The organism is Pseudomonas sp. VS40 (assembly GCF_018587885.1).
GTDB classification, from domain to species: Bacteria; Pseudomonadota; Gammaproteobacteria; order Pseudomonadales; family Pseudomonadaceae; genus Aquipseudomonas; species Aquipseudomonas pergaminensis.
On record NZ_JAGYWD010000003.1, the window covers coordinates 745,939 to 767,644 of the forward strand.

The 21,706-nt window shown below is 61.3% G+C and carries 22 protein-coding genes; 15 read left to right on the forward strand and 7 right to left on the reverse strand.

What is annotated here, in order from left to right:
* Nucleotides 1-88: 88 nt before the first annotated feature.
* Complete coding sequence (locus KHP07_RS12580; RefSeq protein WP_099493037.1) at nt 89-1,063, reverse strand: alpha/beta hydrolase family protein; 975 nt, start codon at nt 1,061-1,063, stop codon at nt 89-91.
* A gap of 77 nt (nt 1,064-1,140) precedes the next feature.
* Between KHP07_RS12580 and KHP07_RS12585 the strand changes: the two genes are divergently transcribed.
* The 14 genes from KHP07_RS12585 to KHP07_RS12650 all read left to right on the forward strand — a co-directional run bounded on the left by KHP07_RS12585 (nt 1,141) and on the right by KHP07_RS12650 (nt 16,298).
* Nucleotides 1,141-3,135: a PAS domain-containing sensor histidine kinase gene (locus tag KHP07_RS12585; protein ID WP_078050417.1), complete on the forward strand. Its 1,995-nt coding sequence runs from the start codon at nt 1,141-1,143 to the stop codon at nt 3,133-3,135.
* Nucleotides 3,136-3,153: 18 nt separating this feature from the next.
* Nucleotides 3,154-3,783 (forward strand): response regulator, encoded by a 630-nt coding sequence (locus KHP07_RS12590; protein ID WP_015886166.1) that lies wholly within the window; start codon nt 3,154-3,156, stop codon nt 3,781-3,783.
* Nucleotides 3,784-4,008: 225 nt separating this feature from the next.
* The gene (locus KHP07_RS12595; RefSeq protein WP_058424775.1) at nt 4,009-5,121 is read left to right on the forward strand and encodes an ABC transporter ATP-binding protein; all 1,113 of its coding nucleotides are present in this window, start codon (nt 4,009-4,011) and stop codon (nt 5,119-5,121) included.
* A 43-nt stretch (nt 5,122-5,164) separates the two neighbouring features.
* On the forward strand, nt 5,165-6,205 hold the full coding sequence (locus KHP07_RS12600) for an ABC transporter substrate-binding protein (RefSeq protein ID WP_010206957.1): 1,041 nt from the start codon (nt 5,165-5,167) through the stop codon (nt 6,203-6,205).
* A gap of 165 nt (nt 6,206-6,370) precedes the next feature.
* Nucleotides 6,371-7,618, forward strand: a complete 1,248-nt coding sequence (locus KHP07_RS12605) for an ABC transporter permease (RefSeq protein WP_099493035.1) — start codon at nt 6,371-6,373, stop codon at nt 7,616-7,618.
* Between the two features lie 12 nt (nt 7,619-7,630).
* Nucleotides 7,631-8,455 (forward strand): ABC transporter permease, encoded by an 825-nt coding sequence (locus tag KHP07_RS12610; protein WP_214497277.1) that lies wholly within the window; start codon nt 7,631-7,633, stop codon nt 8,453-8,455.
* Nucleotides 8,456-8,671: 216 nt separating this feature from the next.
* Entirely contained in the window at nt 8,672-9,820 is a 1,149-nt protein-coding gene (locus KHP07_RS12615; protein ID WP_214497278.1) for an iron-containing alcohol dehydrogenase, read from the forward strand.
* Nucleotides 9,821-9,904: 84 nt separating this feature from the next.
* The gene (gene rpe / locus KHP07_RS12620) at nt 9,905-10,579 is read left to right on the forward strand and encodes a ribulose-phosphate 3-epimerase (protein ID WP_099493033.1); all 675 of its coding nucleotides are present in this window, start codon (nt 9,905-9,907) and stop codon (nt 10,577-10,579) included.
* Nucleotides 10,576-11,394 carry a phosphoglycolate phosphatase gene (locus tag KHP07_RS12625; protein ID WP_028618148.1) on the forward strand — a complete coding sequence of 273 codons (819 nt, stop codon included), beginning with the start codon at nt 10,576-10,578 and terminating at the stop codon, nt 11,392-11,394. Before rpe ends, KHP07_RS12625 begins: the two co-directional genes overlap by 4 nt.
* Nucleotides 11,395-11,464: 70 nt before the next feature.
* Nucleotides 11,465-12,946 carry an anthranilate synthase component I gene (gene trpE / locus KHP07_RS12630; protein ID WP_100492020.1) on the forward strand — a complete coding sequence of 494 codons (1,482 nt, stop codon included), beginning with the start codon at nt 11,465-11,467 and terminating at the stop codon, nt 12,944-12,946.
* Between the two features lie 10 nt (nt 12,947-12,956).
* A complete protein-coding gene (locus tag KHP07_RS12635; protein WP_100492021.1) occupies nt 12,957-13,550 on the forward strand; it encodes an aminodeoxychorismate/anthranilate synthase component II in 594 nt (197 codons plus the stop codon).
* A 9-nt stretch (nt 13,551-13,559) separates the two neighbouring features.
* A complete protein-coding gene (trpD, locus tag KHP07_RS12640; RefSeq protein ID WP_029296763.1) occupies nt 13,560-14,609 on the forward strand; it encodes an anthranilate phosphoribosyltransferase in 1,050 nt (349 codons plus the stop codon).
* Nucleotides 14,606-15,442, forward strand: coding sequence for an indole-3-glycerol phosphate synthase TrpC (gene trpC / locus KHP07_RS12645; protein WP_078050411.1), 837 nt, complete (start codon nt 14,606-14,608; stop codon nt 15,440-15,442). The genes trpD and trpC overlap by 4 nt, the downstream gene beginning before the upstream one ends.
* Before the next feature lie 160 nt (nt 15,443-15,602).
* Nucleotides 15,603-16,298: a lipoyl protein ligase domain-containing protein gene (locus KHP07_RS12650; protein WP_100492022.1), complete on the forward strand. Its 696-nt coding sequence runs from the start codon at nt 15,603-15,605 to the stop codon at nt 16,296-16,298.
* On the opposite strand, the gene crp is transcribed toward KHP07_RS12650, so the two are convergent.
* Nucleotides 16,295-16,939, reverse strand: coding sequence for a cAMP-activated global transcriptional regulator CRP (crp, locus tag KHP07_RS12655; RefSeq protein WP_099493030.1), 645 nt, complete (start codon nt 16,937-16,939; stop codon nt 16,295-16,297). The genes KHP07_RS12650 and crp overlap by 4 nt on opposite strands.
* A 245-nt stretch (nt 16,940-17,184) precedes the next feature.
* Here crp and KHP07_RS12660 point away from each other — a divergent pair, with 245 nt between their 5' ends.
* Complete coding sequence (locus tag KHP07_RS12660; protein ID WP_005792019.1) at nt 17,185-17,607, forward strand: OsmC family protein; 423 nt, start codon at nt 17,185-17,187, stop codon at nt 17,605-17,607.
* Between the two features lie 86 nt (nt 17,608-17,693).
* On the opposite strand, the gene coq7 is transcribed toward KHP07_RS12660, so the two are convergent.
* The 5 genes from coq7 to KHP07_RS12685 all read right to left on the reverse strand — a co-directional run bounded on the left by coq7 (nt 17,694) and on the right by KHP07_RS12685 (nt 21,690).
* Nucleotides 17,694-18,341: a 2-polyprenyl-3-methyl-6-methoxy-1,4-benzoquinone monooxygenase gene (coq7, locus tag KHP07_RS12665; protein WP_017138087.1), complete on the reverse strand. Its 648-nt coding sequence runs from the start codon at nt 18,339-18,341 to the stop codon at nt 17,694-17,696.
* Nucleotides 18,342-18,458: 117 nt separating this feature from the next.
* Nucleotides 18,459-18,797 carry a histidine triad nucleotide-binding protein gene (locus KHP07_RS12670; RefSeq protein ID WP_071490214.1) on the reverse strand — a complete coding sequence of 113 codons (339 nt, stop codon included), beginning with the start codon at nt 18,795-18,797 and terminating at the stop codon, nt 18,459-18,461.
* A gap of 46 nt (nt 18,798-18,843) precedes the next feature.
* A complete protein-coding gene (locus KHP07_RS12675; RefSeq protein ID WP_078050409.1) occupies nt 18,844-19,632 on the reverse strand; it encodes an SDR family NAD(P)-dependent oxidoreductase in 789 nt (262 codons plus the stop codon).
* 63 nt (nt 19,633-19,695) lie between these two features.
* Nucleotides 19,696-20,658, reverse strand: coding sequence for a DUF805 domain-containing protein (locus KHP07_RS12680; protein WP_078050408.1), 963 nt, complete (start codon nt 20,656-20,658; stop codon nt 19,696-19,698).
* Nucleotides 20,659-20,727: 69 nt separating this feature from the next.
* Nucleotides 20,728-21,690, reverse strand: coding sequence for an NAD(P)H-dependent flavin oxidoreductase (locus KHP07_RS12685; RefSeq protein ID WP_078050407.1), 963 nt, complete (start codon nt 21,688-21,690; stop codon nt 20,728-20,730).
* Nucleotides 21,691-21,706 lie beyond the last annotated feature (16 nt).

Genomic DNA, 21,706 nt, shown 5'->3' on the forward strand with positions numbered 1-21,706 from the left:
CGAATGCGGTCTATCAGTATCCGATGCGCTGACGGACCCACCGCCTTCGCGAGCAAGCCCGCCCTCAAAGGAGACCTGCGGTGTGCCCTCAGTCGGCGCTTGCTTGCGGGCTCAGCCAGCCGCGAACCCTGCGATACAACTGCTCCTGGCCGGCATCACTGTTGCCGGGCAAGGTTTTCAACGACACCTGCTTATAGCCCTCATTCTTCAAACGCTTGGCCGCCTGGGCGCGGGCCAGGGCGTTTTTGCGCGATAGGGCTTGGTCTTGATAGAAAACATCGGCAGTCGGCAGTTTCAGGCCTGGGGCCAACTGCTGGACATCGGGATGGCGCCCGGTGGGCGTCTGCGCCGCCACCATGACGAACTTCTGCACCTGGGACGGTTGCTTCTCGCTCAGATAGCGCGCGGCCCACCAGGCGCCGGTACCATGGCCGAGCAGTACCACACTGCGCGCGCTCTGGGTCTGGGCGAAGGCCACGGCGGCGTCGATGCGGTCGAAAATGCGCGACGCATCGGTCTTGTCTTGCTCATCGGCGCCCGGCACCAGTGACGGGTCGGTGCCTTCGGCTTCGGCACTGGCGGCCTGCTCGATGGGTTTGTCGGCGGTGCTCGCTTCCTTGCTACTGGTGTCGACAGTGGCCTTGGGCGCTTCCATTACGCGCGGCGGCAGGGTGTCCACGCTCACGTCTGGCAGCGACAGGCTGAGGCTGCCCCAATTGGCATCCGGCAATTTGTGCCGCAACGGGCTGATTGCTTGCGGCCAGTCAGCGTTTTCGCCGGCGCCCGGTACGATAATCACCACGCCCTCGGGTTCGGCGCTGTTGGCCGGCTTCCACAGCGCCAGGAATGAATCGCTGCCGGCCTGCAATTGTTGCTGTTCCTGTTGCGGGATTTTGCGTGTAAGAAAGCTGGCTTCTTCCTGGCTACGCTCCGGCAGCGGCTGGCGCTCGACAGGTTTTTCGGCGGCAGGTGCAGGGGCGTCAGCGGCTTGTACAGAAAAGGCACTGGTAAAAAGCAGCGACAGGCACAATGCTGGCAGTGCCGAACGTTGGAAAAAGGGCATCGTTAATTCCCGGCCAGAAGTGATTCCAGCAGCCTAATGGGTTGGTCAGTATTTGTCAGTGATGTGAGACGTGGATCATGGTTTATCGCTGTCTGCTGGTTATCGGCTGTTTGTGCCTTGCCTTGATGGCCAATGCCGCCCCTGCGCCCGCTGCACCGCAGGCGCAGCTCACTGCCCAGCAACGCGAATGGCTGGCCCAGCACCCCGAGCTGCGGGTGGGACTGGTGTTGCAGGCGCCTTACGCGCAATACGATCGGCGTTTGCAACGGCTGTCCGGGGCGAATGTCGAGTTGATGCAGTGGCTGGCCAAGTCCCTGAACATCGAGCTGACCTGGCGCAATTTTCCCAACCAGGAGCAACTGGAAGCCGCTGTGCGCGAAGGCGAAGTCGACGTCGCCCCCGGCCTGCAACAAACCCCGGCCGGCTTGCGCTTGTGGTTGTTCACCGACCCTTATATGCGCGTGCCGCAACACATCGTCGGCATCCGGGAGGGCGGCGGCGCCGTTGAGTTGGAAAAGCTCGATGAGCAATCCCGTGTCGCTGTGCGCATGCCCAGTGCCGTGGCCGATTACCTGCGCAGCACCTATCCCACCCTCAACCTGCAAGGCGTGCCAATGGAGCGCCAGGCCCTGCAGTTGTTGGTGAGCCAGCAGGCGCGTTACGCGGTGGTGGATGAAGCGCAGTTGAGCCGTTTGTCCGGGGAGGCCGAGTTTGCCGGGCTGGCGGTGGTGGGCGATATCGGCTTGCCGCAATTGCTGCGGGTGGCCACGCGTCGGGAATGGCCGGAACTGGCCGGCATCATGGAAAGCGCACTTCGCGCGATTCCCGCCCGCGACCTGGACCAATTGCACAGCCGCTGGCTGCAACCCAAGTACCCGCGCCTCACGGAATCCCCGGGCCTGTGGCAAAACCTCAGCCTGTTGCTGGGCCTGTTGCTGCTTGCCAGCCTGGCCGTCGTGGTCTGGCAGCGACGCCAGCAACGGGTGCTGGAGCAGGGCCTGCTTGCCGCTCGTGAAGAAAGCGCAGCCCGTGCCGCCGGTGCCGAAGCTTTGCGACTGACGCAGTTTTCCATCGATCAGAGCACCGTAGGCATCCTTTGGGTCAACTGGGACAGCCATGTGCGCTATGCCAACCGTGCCGCCGAAAACATGCTCGGCTACGGCCCCGGGGCGCTGATCGAGCGGCCGCTGGCCGACCTTGATCCAAGCCTGGACATGGACCGCTGGCTCAACCTGTGGAAGCGTGCGCGGGCCAGCGAAGACGGCCCGCAGAATTTTGCCACTGACTGCCGGCGAGCCGATGGCAGCATCCTGCCGACCAATGTGTCCTTGAGTTTTCTGCGGTTCGCCGAGGCCGAATACCTGGTGGTTTACCTTAATGACGTCACCGAGTTGCGCCGGACGTTGGCCGCGTTGCTGCAAAGTGAGGCGCAGTTACGCGAACTGTCCGCCCACCTGGAAACCGTGCGCGAAGAAGAGAAGGCCCGCATCGCCCGCGAGGTACACGACGAGCTTGGGCAAATGCTCACGGTGCTCAAGCTCGAAACCTCGATGTGCGAGCTGGCCTATGCGCAACTCGACCCCGGTTTGCACGAGCGTTTGAACAGCATGAAGCGCCTTATCGCCCAGCTGTTCCAGTTGGTGCGCGATGTGGCGACGGCGCTGCGGCCGCCGATTCTGGATGCCGGCATTGCCTCGGCCATCGAATGGCAGGCGCGGCGCTTTGAAGCACGTACGCAGATTCCCTGCCTGGTGCAGGTTCCGGATAACCTGCCGGCTCTCAGCGATGCCAAGGCCATCGGCCTGTTCCGCATTTTGCAGGAGGCGCTGACCAATGTGATGCGCCATGCCCAGGCGCATACTGTGGAGCTGACCCTTGCCGTGGAGGGCGCGGATTTACGACTGACCATCAGCGACGATGGCGTCGGTTTCATCCAGGCCCAGGGCCGCCCGGTGTCATTCGGGTTGGTGGGCATGCGCGAGCGGGTGCTGATCATGGGCGGGCAATTGAGCCTGGACAGCGAGTTGGGGGAGGGCACCACCCTGAGTGTCACGGTGCCGTTGGATGCATAACACCAAGAGGAAGTCCCTGTGATCCGCGTACTGGTAGCCGAAGACCACACCATCGTTCGTGAAGGCATCAAGCAATTGATCGGCCTGGCCAAAGACCTGTTGGTGGTTGGGGAAGCGAGCAATGGCGAGCAACTGCTGGAGACGTTGCGCCATGTGCCGTGCGAGGTGGTGCTGCTGGACATTTCGATGCCTGGCGTCAACGGCCTGGAAGCGATCGCACGCATCCGTGCGCTGAACAATCCGCCGGCAATCCTGGTGCTGTCGATGCACGACGAAGCGCAAATGGCCGCCCGCGCCTTGAAGGTCGGCGCCGCCGGTTACGCCACCAAGGACAGCGACCCGGCGCTGTTGCTCACGGCAATCCGCAAGGTCGCGGCCGGCGGTCGTTACATCGACCCGGATCTGGCCGACCGGATGGTCTTCGAAGTCGGCCTCACCGATACGCGACCGCTGCATTCATTACTGTCCGAGCGCGAGTTCTCGGTGTTCGAGCGCCTGGCCCAGGGCGCCAACGTCAACGACATCGCCCAGCAACTGGCGCTGAGCAGCAAGACCATCAGCACCCACAAGGCGCGACTGATGCAAAAGCTCAATATCACGTCCCTGGCGGAGTTGGTGAAGTACGCCATGGAACACAAGCTGCTCTAACCACATACCTGATAACGACACCGCGAAAACCCCGCCGAGCCCATTCTTGCCGCTTGCAGCTCGCCACTTGTCGCTGCACCGTCCCGTGCGCGCCATCCGTGTAGGGCGATCCCTACCCCAAACCTTCCATCCGGCTGATGCAATTCTCTCCTGGCCCCCGATTTCCGCGGCCTCGCGCCTGGACTACGCTTGTTCCACAGCAGTCCAAAATACAAAGGTGCGGGTATGAGCGAGGTGGATTCAAATGATGTGCTGGTCAGCTTTCGTGGCGTGCAGAAGAGCTACGACGGCGAGAACCTGATCGTCAAAGACCTCAACCTGGAGATTCGCAAGGGCGAGTTCCTGACCCTGCTCGGGCCGTCCGGTTCGGGCAAGACCACCAGCCTGATGATGCTCGCCGGCTTTGAGACGCCGACGGCTGGCGAAATCCAGCTGGCCGGGCGTTCCATTAACAACGTGCCACCGCATAAGCGCGACATCGGCATGGTGTTCCAGAACTACGCGCTGTTCCCGCACATGACCGTCGCCGAGAACCTGGCGTTCCCGCTGTCAGTGCGTGGCCTGAGCAAGACCGATATCAGTGAGCGGGTCAAACGCGTGCTCAGCATGGTCCAGCTCGACGCGTTCGCCCAGCGTTACCCGGCACAACTCTCCGGCGGCCAGCAACAGCGCGTGGCCTTGGCCCGGGCGCTGGTGTTTGAACCGCAACTGGTGCTGATGGACGAACCCCTCGGCGCCCTCGACAAGCAACTGCGCGAACACATGCAGATGGAGATCAAGCACCTGCACCAGCGACTGGGCGTGACCGTGGTGTACGTGACTCACGACCAGGGCGAAGCCTTGACCATGTCAGACCGGGTGGCGGTGTTCCACCAGGGCGAGATCCAGCAGATCGCTGCGCCGCGCACCTTGTATGAAGAACCGAAGAACACCTTTGTCGCCAACTTCATCGGCGAGAACAACCGCCTCAATGGCCGCCTGCACAGCCACACCGGCGAGCGCTGCGTGGTGGAGCTGGCGCGGGGCGAGAAGGTCGAGGCGCTGGCGGTGAATGTCGGCCAGGTCGGCGGCCCGGTGACCCTGTCGGTGCGCCCGGAGCGTGTCAGCCTCAATGGCTCCAGCGAAAGCTGCGTCAACCGCTTCTCTGGGCGGGTGGCGGAATTCATCTACCTGGGCGACCACGTGCGCGTGCGCCTGGAAGTCTGCGGCAAGACCGATTTTTTTGTGAAACAACCGATTGCCGAGCTGGACCCAGCCCTGGCGGTCGGCGACGTGGTACCGATTGGCTGGCAAGTCGAGCACGTTCGCGCACTCGACCCACTTCTAGAGGCGAATTGATCGCCCCCTGGCTTCACCAACCCTGCACGTGGAGAGAACAACAATGTTGAGTTCCTTGAAGTATTCCGTTTTGGCATTGAGCTTGATGGGTGCGACACAGGCCATGGCAGGCCCGGACCTGACGGTCGTGTCCTTTGGTGGCGCGAACAAGGCGGCCCAGGTCAAGGCCTTCTATGCACCGTGGGAAAGCGCGGGCAACGGCAAGATCGTCGCCGGCGAGTACAACGGTGAAATGGCCAAGGTCAAAGCCATGGTCGACACCAAGAGCGTGTCCTGGGACCTGGTGGAAGTGGAATCGCCGGAACTGTCCCGTGGCTGCGACGAGGACATGTTCGAGCCACTGGATCCGAAACTGTTCGGCAACACCGCCGACTACGTGAAGGGGGCGATCCAGCCGTGTGGCGTGGGCTTCTTCGTGTGGTCGACGGTGCTCGCGTACAACGCTGACAAGCTGGCATCCGCGCCAACCAGCTGGGCGGATTTCTGGGACACCAAGAAATTCCCTGGCAAGCGTGGCCTGCGCAAAGGCGCCAAGTACACCCTGGAATTCGCCTTGATGGCCGACGGCGTTGCGCCGAAAGACGTGTACAAAGTGCTGGCCGGCAAAGATGGCCAGGACCGTGCGTTCAAGAAACTCGACGAGCTCAAGCCGTCGATCCAGTGGTGGGAAGCCGGCGCACAACCGCCGCAGTACCTGGCCTCGGGTGACGTAGTGATGAGCTCGGCCTACAACGGCCGCATTGCTGCCGTGCAGAAAGAAAGCAACCTGAAAGTGGTGTGGAACGGCGGTATCTACGACTTCGACGCCTGGGCCATTCCTAAAGGCCTGGCCAAGGACCGTGCCGAGGCCGCGAAGAAATTCATCGCCTTCTCGGTGCAGCCGCAGCAGCAGAAGACCTACTCGGAAAACATCGCCTACGGCCCGGCCAACACCCAAGCCGTGCCGTTGCTGGCCAAGGACGTGCTGAAGGACATGCCGACCACCCCGGAAAACATCGCCAACCAAGTGCAGATCGATGTGAGCTTCTGGGCGGACAACGGCGAGCAACTCGAGCAGCGCTTCAATTCCTGGGCGGCCAAGTAACACCGCATACCCCTCTGGCGAAACCGCTTCATGTGGGAGCTGGCTTGCCTGCGATGCAGACACCTCGGTACAGCTGATGCACCGAGTTGATGCCATCGCAGGCAAGCCAGCTCCCACAGGGACCGTGTTGCCAAGGACCCAACCGTAGATTTTCCGGAGTCAGCCATGGCCATCGCCGTTCCCTCGAACGAGGTCAACAGCCCCACCCTCAAGCAGCGCCTGGCGCGTGCCGAGCGGCTCAATCGCTGGAAGGCCCAGGCCTTGATTGCGCCGCTGGTGCTGTTTTTGCTGCTGGTGTTCCTGGTGCCGATCGTGGCGCTGCTGTTCAAGAGCGTCGGCAACCCGGAAGTGGTGGGTGGGTTGCCGCGTACTGTAGTTGCGATCACGGCCTGGGACGGTCGTGGACTGCCGGGCGAGCCGGTGTACCAGGCGCTCAGTGAGGACCTGGGCGAAGCGCGCAAAAACCAGACCCTGGGCGATCTGTCCAAACGCCTGAACATGGAACTGGCCGGCTACCGCAGCCTGCTGACCAAAACCGCGCGGGCGTTGCCGTTCAGCGAAGCGCCTGGCTCTTATAAAGAAGCGCTGGAAAACCTCGACGAACGCTGGGGCGACCCGGCTTACTGGCAGGCGATCCGGCGCAATACCAGCAGCCTGACACCGTTCTACCTGCTGGCGGCCGTCGATCACCGCATCGACGACCTCGGCGAAGTCGCGCCGGCCACGCCGGACCAGGCGATCTACCTGGACATCTTCGCCCGCACCTTCTGGATGGGCCTGGTGATCACCGCCGTCTGCCTGCTGCTGGCCTATCCGCTGGCCTACCTGCTGGCCAACCTGCCGGCGCGCAAGAGCAACTTGCTGATGATCCTGGTGTTGCTACCGTTCTGGACCTCGATCCTTGTACGGGTGGCGGCGTGGATCGTGTTGCTGCAGTCCGGTGGCCTGATCAACAGCGCACTGATGGGCATGGGCCTGATCGATAAGCCGCTGGAGCTGGTGTTCAACCGCACCGGGGTCTACATCTCCATGGTGCATATCTTGCTGCCGTTCATGATCCTGCCGATCTACAGCGTGATGAAGGGTATTTCGCCCACCTACATGCGTGCGGCGATTTCCCTGGGCTGCCACCCGTTCGCCAGTTTCTGGCGCGTGTACTTCCCGCAAACCTACGCCGGTGTTGGTGCCGGTTGCCTGTTGGTGTTCATCCTGGCAATTGGTTACTACATCACCCCGGCACTGCTGGGCAGCCCGAACGATCAGATGGTCAGCTACTTCGTGGCGTTCTACACCAACACCAGCATCAACTGGGGCATGGCCACGGCACTGGGCGGCTTGCTGCTGCTGGCTACCGTGGTGCTGTACCTGATCTACAACCGGCTGGTGGGCGCCAGTCGCCTGCGCCTGAGCTAAGGAGACCTTGCGATGCTGAGCCCTTATATGTCGCCCGTTGAGCGGGTGTGGTTCTACAGCTTACGGATCCTCTGCGGCTTGATCCTGTTGTTTTTGATTCTGCCGGTGCTGGTGATCATCCCGCTGTCGTTCAACAGCGGCAGTTTCCTGGTGTACCCGCTGCAAGGCTTCTCGCTGCACTGGTACGAGGACTTTTTCGCCTCGGCCGAGTGGATGCGTGCGTTGAAGAACAGCATCATCGTCGCCCCGGCGGCCACGGTGTTGGCCATGGTGTTCGGCACCCTGGCGGCGATCGGCCTGACCCGCGGCAATTTCCCCGGCAAGGCACTGGTGATGGCGCTGGTGATTTCGCCGATGGTAGTGCCGGTGGTGATCATCGGCGTGGCCAGTTACCTGCTCTTCGCGCCGCTGGGCTTGGGCAACAGCTTCTTCTCGCTGATCGTGGTGCATGCGGTGCTGGGCGTGCCGTTCGTGATCATCACCGTGTCCGCCACGTTGCAGGGGTTCAACCATAACCTGGTGCGGGCGGCCGCCAGCCTCGGAGCCTCACCACTCACGGCGTTCCGCCGGGTGACCTTGCCGTTGATCGCGCCAGGCGTGATTTCCGGGGCGCTGTTTGCCTTCGCCACCTCGTTTGATGAAGTGGTAGTAACGCTGTTCCTCGCCGGCCCCGAGCAAGCGACCCTGCCGCGTCAGATGTTCAGCGGCATCCGCGAAAACCTCAGCCCGACGATTGCGGCGGCGGCGACCCTGTTGATTGCCTTCTCGGTGTTGCTGTTGCTGACCCTCGAATGGCTGCGCGGCCGTAGCGAGAAACTGCGTACCGCCCAGGTCTGAGCGGGTAAACGCGATCACCTGTGGGAGCTGGCTTGCCTGCGATTGCATCGCCGCGGTTTGCCTGCCATACCGAGTCGCCTGAATCGCAGGCAAGCCAGCTCCCACATAAACCGTGCCCGCGTTGAGTCACCTGACCATTCAGACCCTCAATGCTAGGCAACCCAAAATCTCGAGCTACTCTTGTGCCAGCCCATCACTTAATAAGAGGCCGCGCACATGAGTACTTCCTCATTCAAGATCGCCCACAAACTGTTGACCGGCGCTGGCGCCATCGAACAACTGGCCTTTGAGCTAGCCCGCCTGGATGTGGATAACCCGCTGATCGTCACCGACGCTGCGCTGGTCAAGTCCGGTACGGTGGCGCTGGCCCTTGAACACCTGGGCGAACGCACTTACGAGATTTTCGACCGGGTGTTGCCCGACCCGGAAATCGCCATTGTCGAAGACTGCATGCGCGTTTACCGCGAGGGCGGGCACGACGGCCTGATCGGCGTGGGCGGCGGCAGTGCCATTGATATCGCCAAAAGTGTTGCGGCCTATGCCGGTTATCACGGAGCGCTGGCGGACTTGTTCGGCGTCGACCAGGTGCCGCGCAAGGGGCCGCCGCTGATCGCTATCCCGACTACCGCCGGCACCGGTTCGGAGGTGACCAATGTGGCGATCCTCTCCGACAAGGTCGCGCAACTGAAAAAAGGCATCGTCAGCGATTACCTGCTGCCGGATGTGGCGCTGATCAGCCCGCAGATGACCCTCACCTGCCCGCGCAGCGTCACCGCCGCCAGTGGCGTGGACGCGCTGGTGCACGCCATCGAGTCCTACTTGTCGCTGAATGCCTCGCCGATCACTGATGCGTTGGCGATTGGCGCGATCAAGCTGATCGCCAATGCATTGCCCAAGGCCTACGCCAACCCGGCCAACCTGCAGGCCCGCGACGACATGGCCACTGCCAGCCTGATGGCCGGCATGGCGTTCGGCAATGCCGGGGTGGGGGCGGTGCATGCGTTGGCGTATCCGCTGGGTGGGCGCTTCAATATCGCCCACGGCGTGAGCAATGCGTTGTTGCTGCCCTACGTGATGCACTGGAACAAGCTGGCCTGTGTCGAGCGCATGCAGGACATCGCTCAGGCGATGGGCGTGAATGTCACCGGCTTGAGCGTCAACGATGCCGCCGACCAGGCCGTCGAGGCGATGACGCGACTGTGTGCCGCAGTGGAGATCCCGGCGGGCTTGCGCAGTTTCGGGGTGCCCGAGGACGCGATCCCAGCCATGGCGGTAGAAGCGGCGGGTATTGAGCGCTTGATGCGCAACAATCCACGCAAGCTCAGCGCGGCCGATATCGAGAAAATCTATCGGGCGGCTTACTAACCGTTGAGTTAGGTCACGGTGCGCGCGGCAAAGCATGAGGTATACAATGCGCGCCATCGTGATTTAGCTCAAAAAAGGTGCGTCATGCAGCCCTTCGTCATTGCTCCATCGATTCTCTCCGCCGACTTCGCCCGCCTGGGTGAGGAAGTGGACAAGGTGTTGGCCGCGGGTGCCGACTTCGTGCACTTCGATGTCATGGACAACCACTACGTGCCCAACCTGACCATCGGCCCGATGGTCTGCGCCGCGTTGCGCAAGTACGGCATCACTGCGCCGATTGATGCGCACCTGATGGTCAGCCCGGTGGATCGCATCATCGGCGACTTCGTTGACGCCGGCGCGACCTACATCACTTTCCACCCGGAAGCCTCGCTGCACGTCGACCGCACCCTGCAACTGATCCGCGAAGGCGGCTGCAAGGCGGGCCTGGTGTTCAACCCGGCCACACCGTTGAGCTTGCTTGAGTACGTGATGGACAAGGTCGACATGATCCTGCTGATGAGCGTCAACCCAGGCTTCGGTGGGCAGAAGTTCATCCCCGGCACGCTGAACAAGTTGCGCGAAGCCCGCGCGCTGATCGACGCTTCGGGCCGTGACATCCGCCTGGAAATCGACGGCGGGGTCAACGTCAACAACATCCGCGAAATCGCCGCGGCGGGCGCCGACACCTTCGTGGCCGGCTCGGCGATCTTCAACGCGCCGGACTACCAGGAAGTCATCGACAAGATGCGCGCCGAACTGGCGCTGGCGCGTCCATGAGCGGCTTTGAGCAGCTGTTCCCCGGCAAATTGCCACGGCTGGTGATGTTCGATCTGGACGGTACCTTGATCGACTCGGTGCCCGACCTGGCGGCGGCGGTGGACGAGATGCTGCTCAAGCTGGGCCGCAAGCCGGCCGGGATCGAGTCGGTGCGCGAATGGGTCGGCAACGGCGTGCAGATGCTGGTGCGCCGGGCCTTGGCCAACAATATCGACGCCGAAGGCGTGGATGAAGTCGAGGCCGAACACGCCCTGGAACTGTTCAACGCCGCCTATGAAGATGGCCACGAACTGACCGTGGTTTACCCGGGCGTGCGCGACACCCTCAAGTGGCTGAGCAAGCAGGGCGTGGAAATGGCCCTGATCACCAACAAGCCGGAGCGCTTCGTCGCGCCATTGTTGGACCAGATGAAAATCGGCCGTTATTTCCGCTGGATCATCGGCGGCGATACCCTGCCGCAGAAAAAGCCCGACCCGGCGGCGCTGTTTTTCGTGATGAAAATGGCCAATATCCCGGCCTCGCAGTCGTTGTTTGTCGGCGATTCACGCAGTGATGTGCTGGCGGCAAAGGCTGCGGGCGTGCAGTGCGTGGCCCTCAGCTACGGCTATAACCATGGTCGGCCGATCGCCGAAGAGTCGCCATCACTCGTGATTGATGACCTGCGCCTGTTAATCCCCGGTTGCTTGGGAGCTGGCGCTGAGATAACGTTGCCCGATACCGATCCGTCCCCTTCTGGAAATTCCATCGTGGTGGTCACTCGCAAACTCTGGATGAAAGTCATCAAGGCCCTGGCCCGCTGGCGTTGGCGCGCCTGACTGATCCTGGCCGCACTCTGCGGCGCGTTTGCATACCTGACTGTTAGACCCTCAAGCCACGAGGCATATGATGACCCGCGAAGAATTCCTGCGTTTGGCCGCTGCCGGCTATAACCGCATTCCCCTGGCCTGCGAAACCCTGGCCGACTTCGACACGCCGCTGTCGATCTACCTGAAACTGGCCGACGAGCCGAACTCTTACCTGCTCGAATCGGTACAGGGCGGCGAGAAGTGGGGGCGTTACTCGATCATCGGCCTGCCGTGCCGTACGGTGCTGCGCGTGCACGACCATCATGTGAGCATTACCCATGATGGCGTCGAGATCGAAAACCATGATGTAGAAGACCCGTTGGCGTTCGTCGAAGCGTTCAAGGCGCGCTACAACGTGCCGACCATTGCTGGTCTGCCGCGTTTCAACGGCGGCCTGGTGGGTTACTTCGGTTATGACTGCGTGCGTTATGTGGAAAAACGCTTGGGCAAATGCCCGAACCCGGATCCGCTGGGCGTGCCGGACATTCTGCTGATGGTTTCCGATGCCGTGGTGGTGTTCGATAACCTCGCCGGCAAGATGCACGCGATCGTACTCGCCGATCCATCCCAGGAGGACGCGTTCGAGCAAGGCCGTGCCAGCCTCGAAGCCCTGCTGGATAAATTGCGCCAGCCGATTACCCCGCGTCGCGGCCTGGACCTCAGCCGTCCGCCGGCAGCCGACCCGGTGTTCCGCTCCAGCTTTACCCAGGATGACTACGAGCGTGCGGTCGATACCATCAAGGAATACATCCTTGCCGGTGACTGCATGCAGGTGGTGCCGTCGCAGCGTATGTCCATCGATTTCAAGGCCGCGCCGATCGATCTGTACCGCGCGCTGCGCTGCTTCAACCCGACGCCGTACATGTACTTCTTCAATTTTGGCGACTTCCACGTGGTGGGCAGTTCGCCGGAAGTGCTGGTGCGTGTCGAAGACAACCTGATCACCGTACGCCCGATCGCCGGTACGCGCCCACGCGGTGCGACCGAAGAGGCCGACCTGGCGCTGGAAGAAGACCTGTTGAGCGACGACAAGGAAATCGCCGAGCACCTGATGCTCATCGACCTGGGCCGTAACGATACCGGGCGTGTCTCGGAAATCGGTTCCGTGAAGCTCACCGAGAAGATGGTGATCGAGCGTTATTCGAATGTGATGCACATTGTGTCCAACGTCACCGGCGAGCTGAAAGCCGGGCTGACAGCAATGGACGCACTGCGCGCGATTCTGCCGGCAGGCACCTTGTCGGGTGCGCCGAAGATCCGCGCGATGGAAATCATCGACGAACTGGAGCCGGTCAAACGCGGTGTCTATGGCGGCGCCGTGGGTTATTTCGCCTGGAACGGTAACATGGACACGGCCATTGCGATCCGCACGGCCGTGATCAAGGACGGGGAGTTGCACGTGCAGGCCGGCGGCGGGATTGTTGCCGACTCAGTGCCGGCCCTCGAATGGGAAGAAACCCTGAACAAGCGCCGCGCGATGTTCCGCGCCGTTGCGCTGGCTGAACAGACCCCTAATTCTTGAGGTTTCCCCCATGTTGCTGATGATTGATAACTACGATTCCTTTACCTACAACGTTGTGCAGTACCTGGGTGAGTTGGGTGCCGAGGTCAAGGTAGTGCGCAATGACGAACTGACCGTGGCCGAGATCGCTGCGCTGAACCCGGAGCGCATCGTGGTTTCGCCAGGCCCGTGCACGCCGACCGAGGCGGGTATTTCCCTGGAGGCGATCAAGTATTTCGCCGGCAAGCTGCCGATCCTGGGCGTGTGCCTGGGCCACCAGTCCATTGGCCAGGCCTTTGGTGGTGAAGTGGTGCGCGCGCGTCAAGTGATGCACGGCAAGACCAGCCCAGTGTTTCATCATGATCTAGGGGTGTTCCATGGGCTTAACTTGCCCGTGACGGTGACCCGCTACCACTCGCTGGTGGTCAAGCGCGAAACCCTGCCGGAATGCCTGGAGCTGACTGCCTGGACCCAACTGGAAGATGGCTCCGTCGACGAGATCATGGGCCTGCGCCACAAGACACTGAATATCGAAGGGGTGCAATTTCACCCCGAGTCGATCCTGACCGAGCAGGGCTACGAGCTGTTCGCCAACTTTCTCAAGCAGAGCGGCGGCACGCGCTAAGGACTTTCCATGGATATCAAGACTGCCCTGAGCCGTATCGTCGGCCACCTGGACCTGAGCACCGCTGAAATGAGCGATGTCATGCGCGAGATCATGACCGGTCAATGCACTGATGCGCAGATCGGCGCGTTCATGATGGCGATGCGCATGAAGAGCGAAAGCATCGACGAGATCGTCGGCGCCGTATCGGTGATGCGCGAGCTGGCGGACAAGGTTGAGCTCAAGACCCTCGACGGTGTTGTGGACGTGGTCGGCACCGGCGGTGACGGTGCGAACATCTTCAACGTCTCGACCGCTTCTTCTTTTGTCGTCGCGGCAGCGGGTTGCACCGTGGCCAAGCATGGTAACCGCGCCGTGTCCGGCAAAAGCGGCAGTGCCGACTTGCTGGAAGCGGCGGGTATCTACTTGAATTTGACCCCGGTACAAGTGGCGCGCTGCATCGACAATGTCGGTATTGGCTTCATGTTTGCCCAGTCCCACCATGGCGCAATGAAGCACGCCGCCGGCCCGCGCAAGGACCTTGGCCTGCGCACCTTGTTCAACATGCTCGGCCCGCTTACGAATCCGGCCGGTGTGAAACACCAGGTGGTGGGCGTGTTCAGCCAGGCGTTGTGCCGGCCATTGGCCGAAGTGCTGCAGCGCCTGGGCAGCAAGCATGTGCTGGTGGTGCATTCCAAGGACGGCCTGGACGAATTCAGCCTGGCGGCACCGACCTTCGTGGCGGAGCTGAAGAATGACCAGGTCACCGAATACTGGGTCGAGCCGGAAGACCTGGGCATGAAGAGCCAGAGCCTGCACGGCCTGGCAGTGGAAAGCCCGGCGGCGTCTCTGGAACTGATTCGTGATGCCCTGGGGCGTCGCAAGACCGAAAACGGTCAAAAAGCCGCTGAGATGATTGTTTTGAATGCGGGCGCTGCACTGTATGCGGCCGACCACGCCTATAGTCTTAAGGAAGGTGTCGCCTTGGCCCACGATGCGCTGCACACCGGTCTGGCTCGCGAGAAGCTCGAAGAGCTGGGAGCATTCACCGCAGTATTCAAGATGGAGAATGAAGGATGAGTGTGCCGACCGTTCTGGAAAAGATCCTGGCTCGCAAGGCTGAAGAAGTCGCCGAACGCCGTGCTCGCGTGAGCCTCGCCGAGCTGGAAGAGCAGGCGAAGGTCGCTGATGCGCCACGTGGCTTTGCCAACGCGTTGATCAAGCAGGCCAAGGAAAAACAGCCCGCCGTCATTGCGGAAATCAAGAAGGCTTCGCCTAGCAAGGGCGTCATTCGCGAAGTATTCATCCCTGAAGACATAGCCAAGAGCTATGAGAAGGGCGGGGCGACGTGCCTGTCGGTGCTGACTGATATCGACTACTTCCAGGGCTCCGACCTGTTCCTGCAGCAGGCCCGTGCCGCGTGCAAGTTGCCAGTGATCCGCAAGGATTTCATGGTCGACCCTTACCAGATCGTCGAAGCCCGTGCCCTGGGCGCCGACTGTGTGCTGCTGATCGTCTCCGCGCTGGATGACGTGAAGATGGCCGAGCTGGCGGCCGTGGCCAAAAGCGTCGGCCTGGACGTGCTGGTGGAAGTGCACGACGGCGATGAGCTGGAGCGCGCGCTGAAGACCCTCGACACACCGCTGGTGGGGGTCAACAACCGTAACCTGCACACCTTCGAAGTCAGCCTGGAAAACACCCTCGACCTGCTGCCGCGCATCCCGCGTGACCGTCTGGTAATTACCGAGAGTGGCATCGTCAACCGTGCGGATGTGGAGCTGATGGAGATCAGTGGCGTGTATTCGTTCCTGGTGGGCGAGACCTTCATGCGTGCCGAGAACCCGGGAGCTGAATTGCAGCGCCTATTCTTCCCGGAGCGTGGTGTGGCGGTCAGCGGTTCGACACTGGATTGATTTGAAACGCGGCCATCATTTGGAATGCAGTCTAAATGTGGGAGCGGGCTTGCTCGCGAAAGCGGTGTGTCAGTCAATATATTCATTGCTGTCTTACCGCATTCGCGAGCAAGCCCGCTCCCACAATTTGTTCGGTGTTCATTCAGAGAGGTAGGTGTTGATGGTTAAGCCGCAAGCGATGACTGTTGAAGCCGGTCTTGCCGCCGAGCAAGCCTTGTTGGCGGCTGTTTGCGCTGGCGAACAAGAGTTCGGCTTGCTGTTCTGGCAACCCAGCGACCAAGCCTTGGTCATGCCGCGTCGTTTGAGCCGCTTGCCGGCATTTGAGACCGCCAGCCAGGTTTCCGCGGATGCCGGTTGGCCGGTATTATTGCGTGAAACCGGTGGAGAACCGGTGCCGCAGTCGAATGCGACGGTCAACATCGCCCTGGTCTATGCTCCGCCACGCAGTGAAGGCGATCAGAACCGTATCGAAACCGGTTATTTGCGTTTATGCCAACCGATCTGCGATTTGCTGATCGAGTTGGGAGGCGATGCTTCCGTCGGTGAAATCGACGGTGCGTTTTGCGACGGTCGCTACAACGTCAACCTTAACGGCCGCAAAATGGTCGGCACGGCCCAGCGCTGGCGACAAAGTGGTGGTCGCCCGGTGGGGTTGGTGCACGGTGCGCTGTTGTTGGAGAACGATCGCGAAGAGCTGATCGCGGCAGTCAACCGCTTCAATCAAGCCTGCGGCCTCGACCAGCGGGTGCGCGCCGACAGCCATATCGCCTTGCACGAAGCCTTCCCTGCACCGGATGCGATCAGCCGGCTGGACACCTTGTACCGTCAAATGTTGGCCAGCTTCCTGCCGGTTTAACGGGTACCGAACACCACCATCGTCTTGCCTTTGACGTGGACCAGGTTGCGTTCTTCCAGGTCCTTGAGCACGCGACCGACCATCTCCCGTGAACAGCCGACAATACGCCCGATTTCCTGGCGCGTGACCTTGATCTGCATGCCGTCAGGGTGTGTCATGGCGTCGGGCTGTTTGCACAAATCCAGCAAGCAGCGGGCGACACGACCGGTGACATCAAAGAATGCCAGGTCACCGACCTTACGCGTGGTGTCCCGCAGGCGCTGGGCAATCTGGCCGCTGAGGGCGTAGAGGATGTCGGGATCCTGCTGGGACAGCTCGCGGAATTTGGCGTAGCTGATCTCGGCCACTTCGCACTCGACCTTGGCCCGCACCCAGGCACTACGTTCCTGTTCCTTGCCAGCTTGTTCGAACAGCCCCAACTCCCCAAAGAAATCCCCGGTGTTCAGATAGGCAATGATCATTTCACGGCCATCTTCGTCCTCGATCAGGATGGTGACCGAGCCTTTGATAATGAAGAACAGTGTTTCGGAACGCTCGCCGGCGCAGATGATGTTGTGCTTGGCCGGATGACGACGGCGCTGGCAATGCATCAACAGTTTGTCGAGATTCTTGATCTTGGGTATGGGAGTAAGGGCAACCATGGTTGTGTCCCGAAAAGACTGCGCGAGGTAGATGGAGTTGTTGTATTCATCGGTATCGGCATTGATACACGGTGCATAAAGGGTGGCAATACGCCATCGATTTGGCGCCAGCTTAACAGACACATTCTGTCTCGATTAGCCAAATTTCACGTAAACCGTGCTATTGATCGCTTTTGTCGCAAACGCTGACGCAGGCGGGCCCTGTGCTAAGCTGGCGACCCTTTTTTAGCAGTGGAGTCTGGGCGATGAAGGCACGCATCCAATGGGCGGGCGAAGCCATGTTCCTCGGTGAGTCGGGCAGCGGCCATGTGGTGGTCATGGACGGCCCGCCGGAAGCCGGTGGCCGTAACCTGGGCGTACGCCCGATGGAAATGCTCCTGCTTGGTGTGGGCGGTTGCAGCAATTTCGACGTGGTCAGCATCCTTAAAAAGTCTCGCCAGGCCGTGGAGAGCTGCGAAGCGTTCCTGGAAGCCGAGCGTGCCACTGAAGACCCCAAGGTGTTTACCAAGATCCACATGCATTTCGTGGTGAAGGGCCGGGCGCTGAAAGAAGCCCAGGTCAAGCGTGCTATCGAACTGTCGGCCGAAAAGTACTGCTCGGCCTCCATCATGCTCGGTGCGGCCGGTGTGGCCATCACCCATGATTACGAAATCATCGAGTTGGGTTGATAGCTCAATCGACGGGCAAAAAGAAGGGCGCTGTGATAGCGCCCTTCTTTTTGCCTGTCGATTCGATGCTACTAAATTCGAGGCTGCTAAATTCGATAGGTGCTTTTAGTCATGACCTTGGCCAAAACACTCATGCCAAACCTCACTGGCGCCGGGAAGCGGAAGCCACCAGCATCCAGCGCGCTTTCGGCGTGATGTTCTTCATCGATACGCATCTGCTCAAGAATGGCCCGGGACTTTTCGTCTTCGGCTGGCAGCTGTTCCAGATGTTCGTCCAGGTGTTTGCACACTTGATGTTCGGTCGCCGCCACAAAACCCAGGCTGACTTTGTCGCTGATCAGACCAGCAGCAGCGCCGATACCAAACGACAGGCCATAAAACAGCGGGTTCAGTACGCTGGGGTGGCTGCCCAATTGGCGGATGCGTTGCTCGCACCAAGCCAGGTGGTCGATCTCTTCCTCGGCGGCGTGTTCCATGGCCGCACGCACTTGCGGCAGCTTGGCGGTCAGGGCCTGGCCCTGGTACAGCGCCTGGGCACAGACTTCGCCAGTGTGGTTGATGCGCATCAGGCCGGCGACGTGGCGGGTATCGGTCTCGCTCATCTGTGCGTCGGGCTGCACGATGGCGGGCGAAGGGCGATACGGCTGGCCGCTGAAGGGCAGCAACGTGCGCATGGCCATGTCGGCTTGCAGCAACAGACGGTCAATCGGCGAGTAGTGACGTTGGGTAGTCATGCTGACCTCCGGGAAGAATCTCGGCGGCCAGTTTACCGCAAGAGAGGGGGAAGCGTTTGCGCTGAGTCAAGGGCATGGGGTCGCAGCCTGAAGCCGTGACCCTTGTTGCTAGGAGAATCAGCCCGGCGGCCAGTTCATCTGGCGTTGACCCAGCACATGCATATGGATGTGATAAACCGTCTGTCCGCCTTTCGGATTGCAGTTCATCACGACCCGAAAGCCTTCCTCGCAGCCTTGTTCCACGGCCAGGCGCTGGGCGGTGAACAAAATGTGACCCGCCAGGGCTTTGTCTTCTTCTGTCAGGTCGTTGAGTGTAGGGATATGTTTCTTCGGGATGACCAGGAAGTGCACAGGCGCCGCGGGGTAGATGTCCTTGAACGCCAGGACTTGGTCATCTTCGTAGATGATATCCGCGGGTATTTCTCTGTTGATGATCTTGGTGAACAGAGTATCCACAGCTGTTTCTCCATTATGAATGTGCAGGATGAGTGTACTCAGCCGGTCAGCGTGGGCAATAGGCCTTGTTGATGGCGCCGGCTATCTTGCGGGTCAGCCAGCGCGGACTGAAGCGCGGGCTGAAGGCGATCCAGCGGTTGCGTCGGCCGGGAATGATAATGGCTTTGTTCTTTTCCAGCGCACGCACGGTGTAGAGCGCCACTTCTTCAGGGCTCATCAGTTGTTGGCTGCGGTCGAGCTTGGCGGTGTCCATTTGCGCGGTGCCGAAGAATGCCGTGCGTGTAGGGCCGGGGCAGAGGACCGAGACCTTGATGCCGCAGGTTTTCAGCTCTTCACGCAGGCCTTCGGAGAAATGCAGCACATAGGCCTTGCTGGCGTAGTAGGTGCTCATCCACGGGCCCGGCTGGAACGCCGCGACGGACGCCACATTAAGAATCTGCCCGCCGCCGTGCAGTGCCATCGAGTTTCCGAGCGCGTGGCACATGCGGGTGAGCGCCAGGATGTTGACCTCTACGAGGTCTTGTTCGGTCATCCAGTCTTGGGCCAGGAAAGGACCGCTGGTGCCGATACCGGCACAGTTCACCAGCAGGTCGATCTGCCGTTCACCTTCTTCAAGCTCCAGCAGGAACCCGGACAAGCGCAGCGGCTCGCCCAGGTCGCAGGCCCGAAACAGCACTTCAACGCCAAAGCGCTGGGTCAATTCGATTGCGATGCTTTCCAACTGATCACGCTGGCGGGCCACCAGAATCAAGCTGCGGCCGCGACGGGCCAGTGCTTCGGCCAGGGCCAGGCCGATGCCGCTGGAGGCGCCGGTGATCAGAGCGTAACGGGTCATGCCTTTCTCCATCGCAACGCCGCCGCGCCTGTAACAAAGGCATTACAGGCCGGGGGCGTTTCTTCACTGTTCTGGAGAGTCTACAGGTTCACCCGCTTCGTCAGCACTCTGCGCGTCGTCTTCTTCTACGGTTGCGCTTTGGTCAGTGTCTTCATCGGAGGTGATGGAGCTGCTCTCGTAGCCGCTGTCCATGTTGGCTTCGAGTTGGTCCAGGTAACCGTTCATGCCCAGGGTCACCACGATGGCAAGCATGACCGGAATGAACGCCAGCCACAGTGTGGCCAGGACTTTCACCGCGGTGGAGTTGCGTGGCGGCGGCGCGCCGTATTGGTTGGCACCTGCGTTCCCCGGCAATACCAGCAGCAGGATCGGGAACACACTGTTCACCAGCGGCACCAGGTTGAGGAAGTACAACCAGCCGGACCACCCCAGGTCGTGCAGGCGCTGAACACCGATTTGGACACTGACCCACACCAGCGCGACAAACAATGCCAGACCCAGCAATACCCCGAGCAGGGTGCCGGCGGTCGGCGAAGCGGTGGCGACAGCAAAGCTGACGGTACTGATGATGCCGCCCGCAACCAGCAGCGCAAGGGTGAGAACCAGGGTCCAGGCGAGGTACCGCAGTCGGCCGATACGCCCGTGGATGGTGAACACCTTGAGTGTGGAGTATTCCGGCAGGTTATCGCCCACGGCGGCGCGCGGTGGCGCATACGGTGACGCGGCAGGGCGTGAGAAACCAGAGGCGCCGGAGTCCGTTTCGTGGGTTTCGGCGAGGCTGAAGGCGACGGGTTGTTCCGGTTCGATACGGGCATCGACGCCGGCGTTTTTCAGCGCGGTGAGGTAGGTTTCGGCGTCCGAGCGCGACAGGTCGCGTTTGAGCGCAACCGGGCGGCCGGTGAAGAGCTTCTCGATGGCTTCGACTTCGCTCTTGAACAGCTCGGCCAGGTTCAATTTGGCCGTGGTGCTTTCGACACCCGGGAGCAAGGCTCCATCAAACACAATCTTGAAACGGTTGTCGCTCATGCGGGCTTCCTTGTCACTTGTTCAGGGAGGTGGTGCAGGCCTGCTCACTGGGCAAGCCTTGCGGTTGGGTCAGCGTGGCCAGGTCAGTTGTGCCGCCTGTTCGCGCGCCTTACGGTATTCGGCATCCAGGCGGGCAACCAGTTCATCGACGCTGGGCAAATCATCAATTTCACCGACACCTTGGCCGGCGGACCATACAGTCTTCCAGGCCTTGGCCTCGTCGTTCAACGGCTTGAGCTTGGAGCCGAAGTTGACTTCGCCTTTGCCTTGCAGGGCCGCGAGGTCAAAGCCGGCGTTTTCCAGGCTCTGGCGCATAAAGCTGGCGGGCACGCCGGAAACAGCAGGAGTGTGCACGATGTCGGCCGCGCGCGATGTGAGCAGCATCTCTTTATACGCATCTGGGGCATGGCTTTCGGTGGTGCCGATAAAGCGTGTGCCGAAGTAGGCCAGGTCCGCGCCCAGCACCTGGGCGGCGAGTATCTCATGCCCATGGTTGAGGCAGCCGGCGAGCAGCAGGGTTTTGTCGAAGAATTGGCGGATCTCGGCAATCAGCGAGAACGGGCTCCAAGTGCCGGCGTGGCCACCGGCACCGGCCGCTACGGCGATCAGACCATCCACGCCGGCTTCGGCAGCTTTTTCGGCATGGCGACGGGTAGTGACGTCGTGAAACACCAGGCCGCCATAGCTGTGTACCGCGTCCACCAGTTCTTTCACTGCACCCAGGCTGGTAATGACGATCGGCACTTTGTGCTCAACGCAAATCGCCAGGTCTGCCTCCAAGCGAGGATTGCTGTTGTGCACGATCAGGTTGACGGCGTAGGGCGCGGGGTTGTCCACCTGTGCCAGGCCTGCTTCGATTTCTTCCAACCAGGCCTTGAACCCGCTGCTTTCGCGTTGGTTAAGCGCCGGGAAACTCCCGACCACCCCGTTGCGGCAGCACGCCAGGACCAGTTGCGGGTTGGAAATCAGGAACATCGGTGCCGCCACGACGGGCAGGCGCAGACGGTGTTCAAGCAGAGCGGGCAGCGACATTGGAGGTACCCCGAGT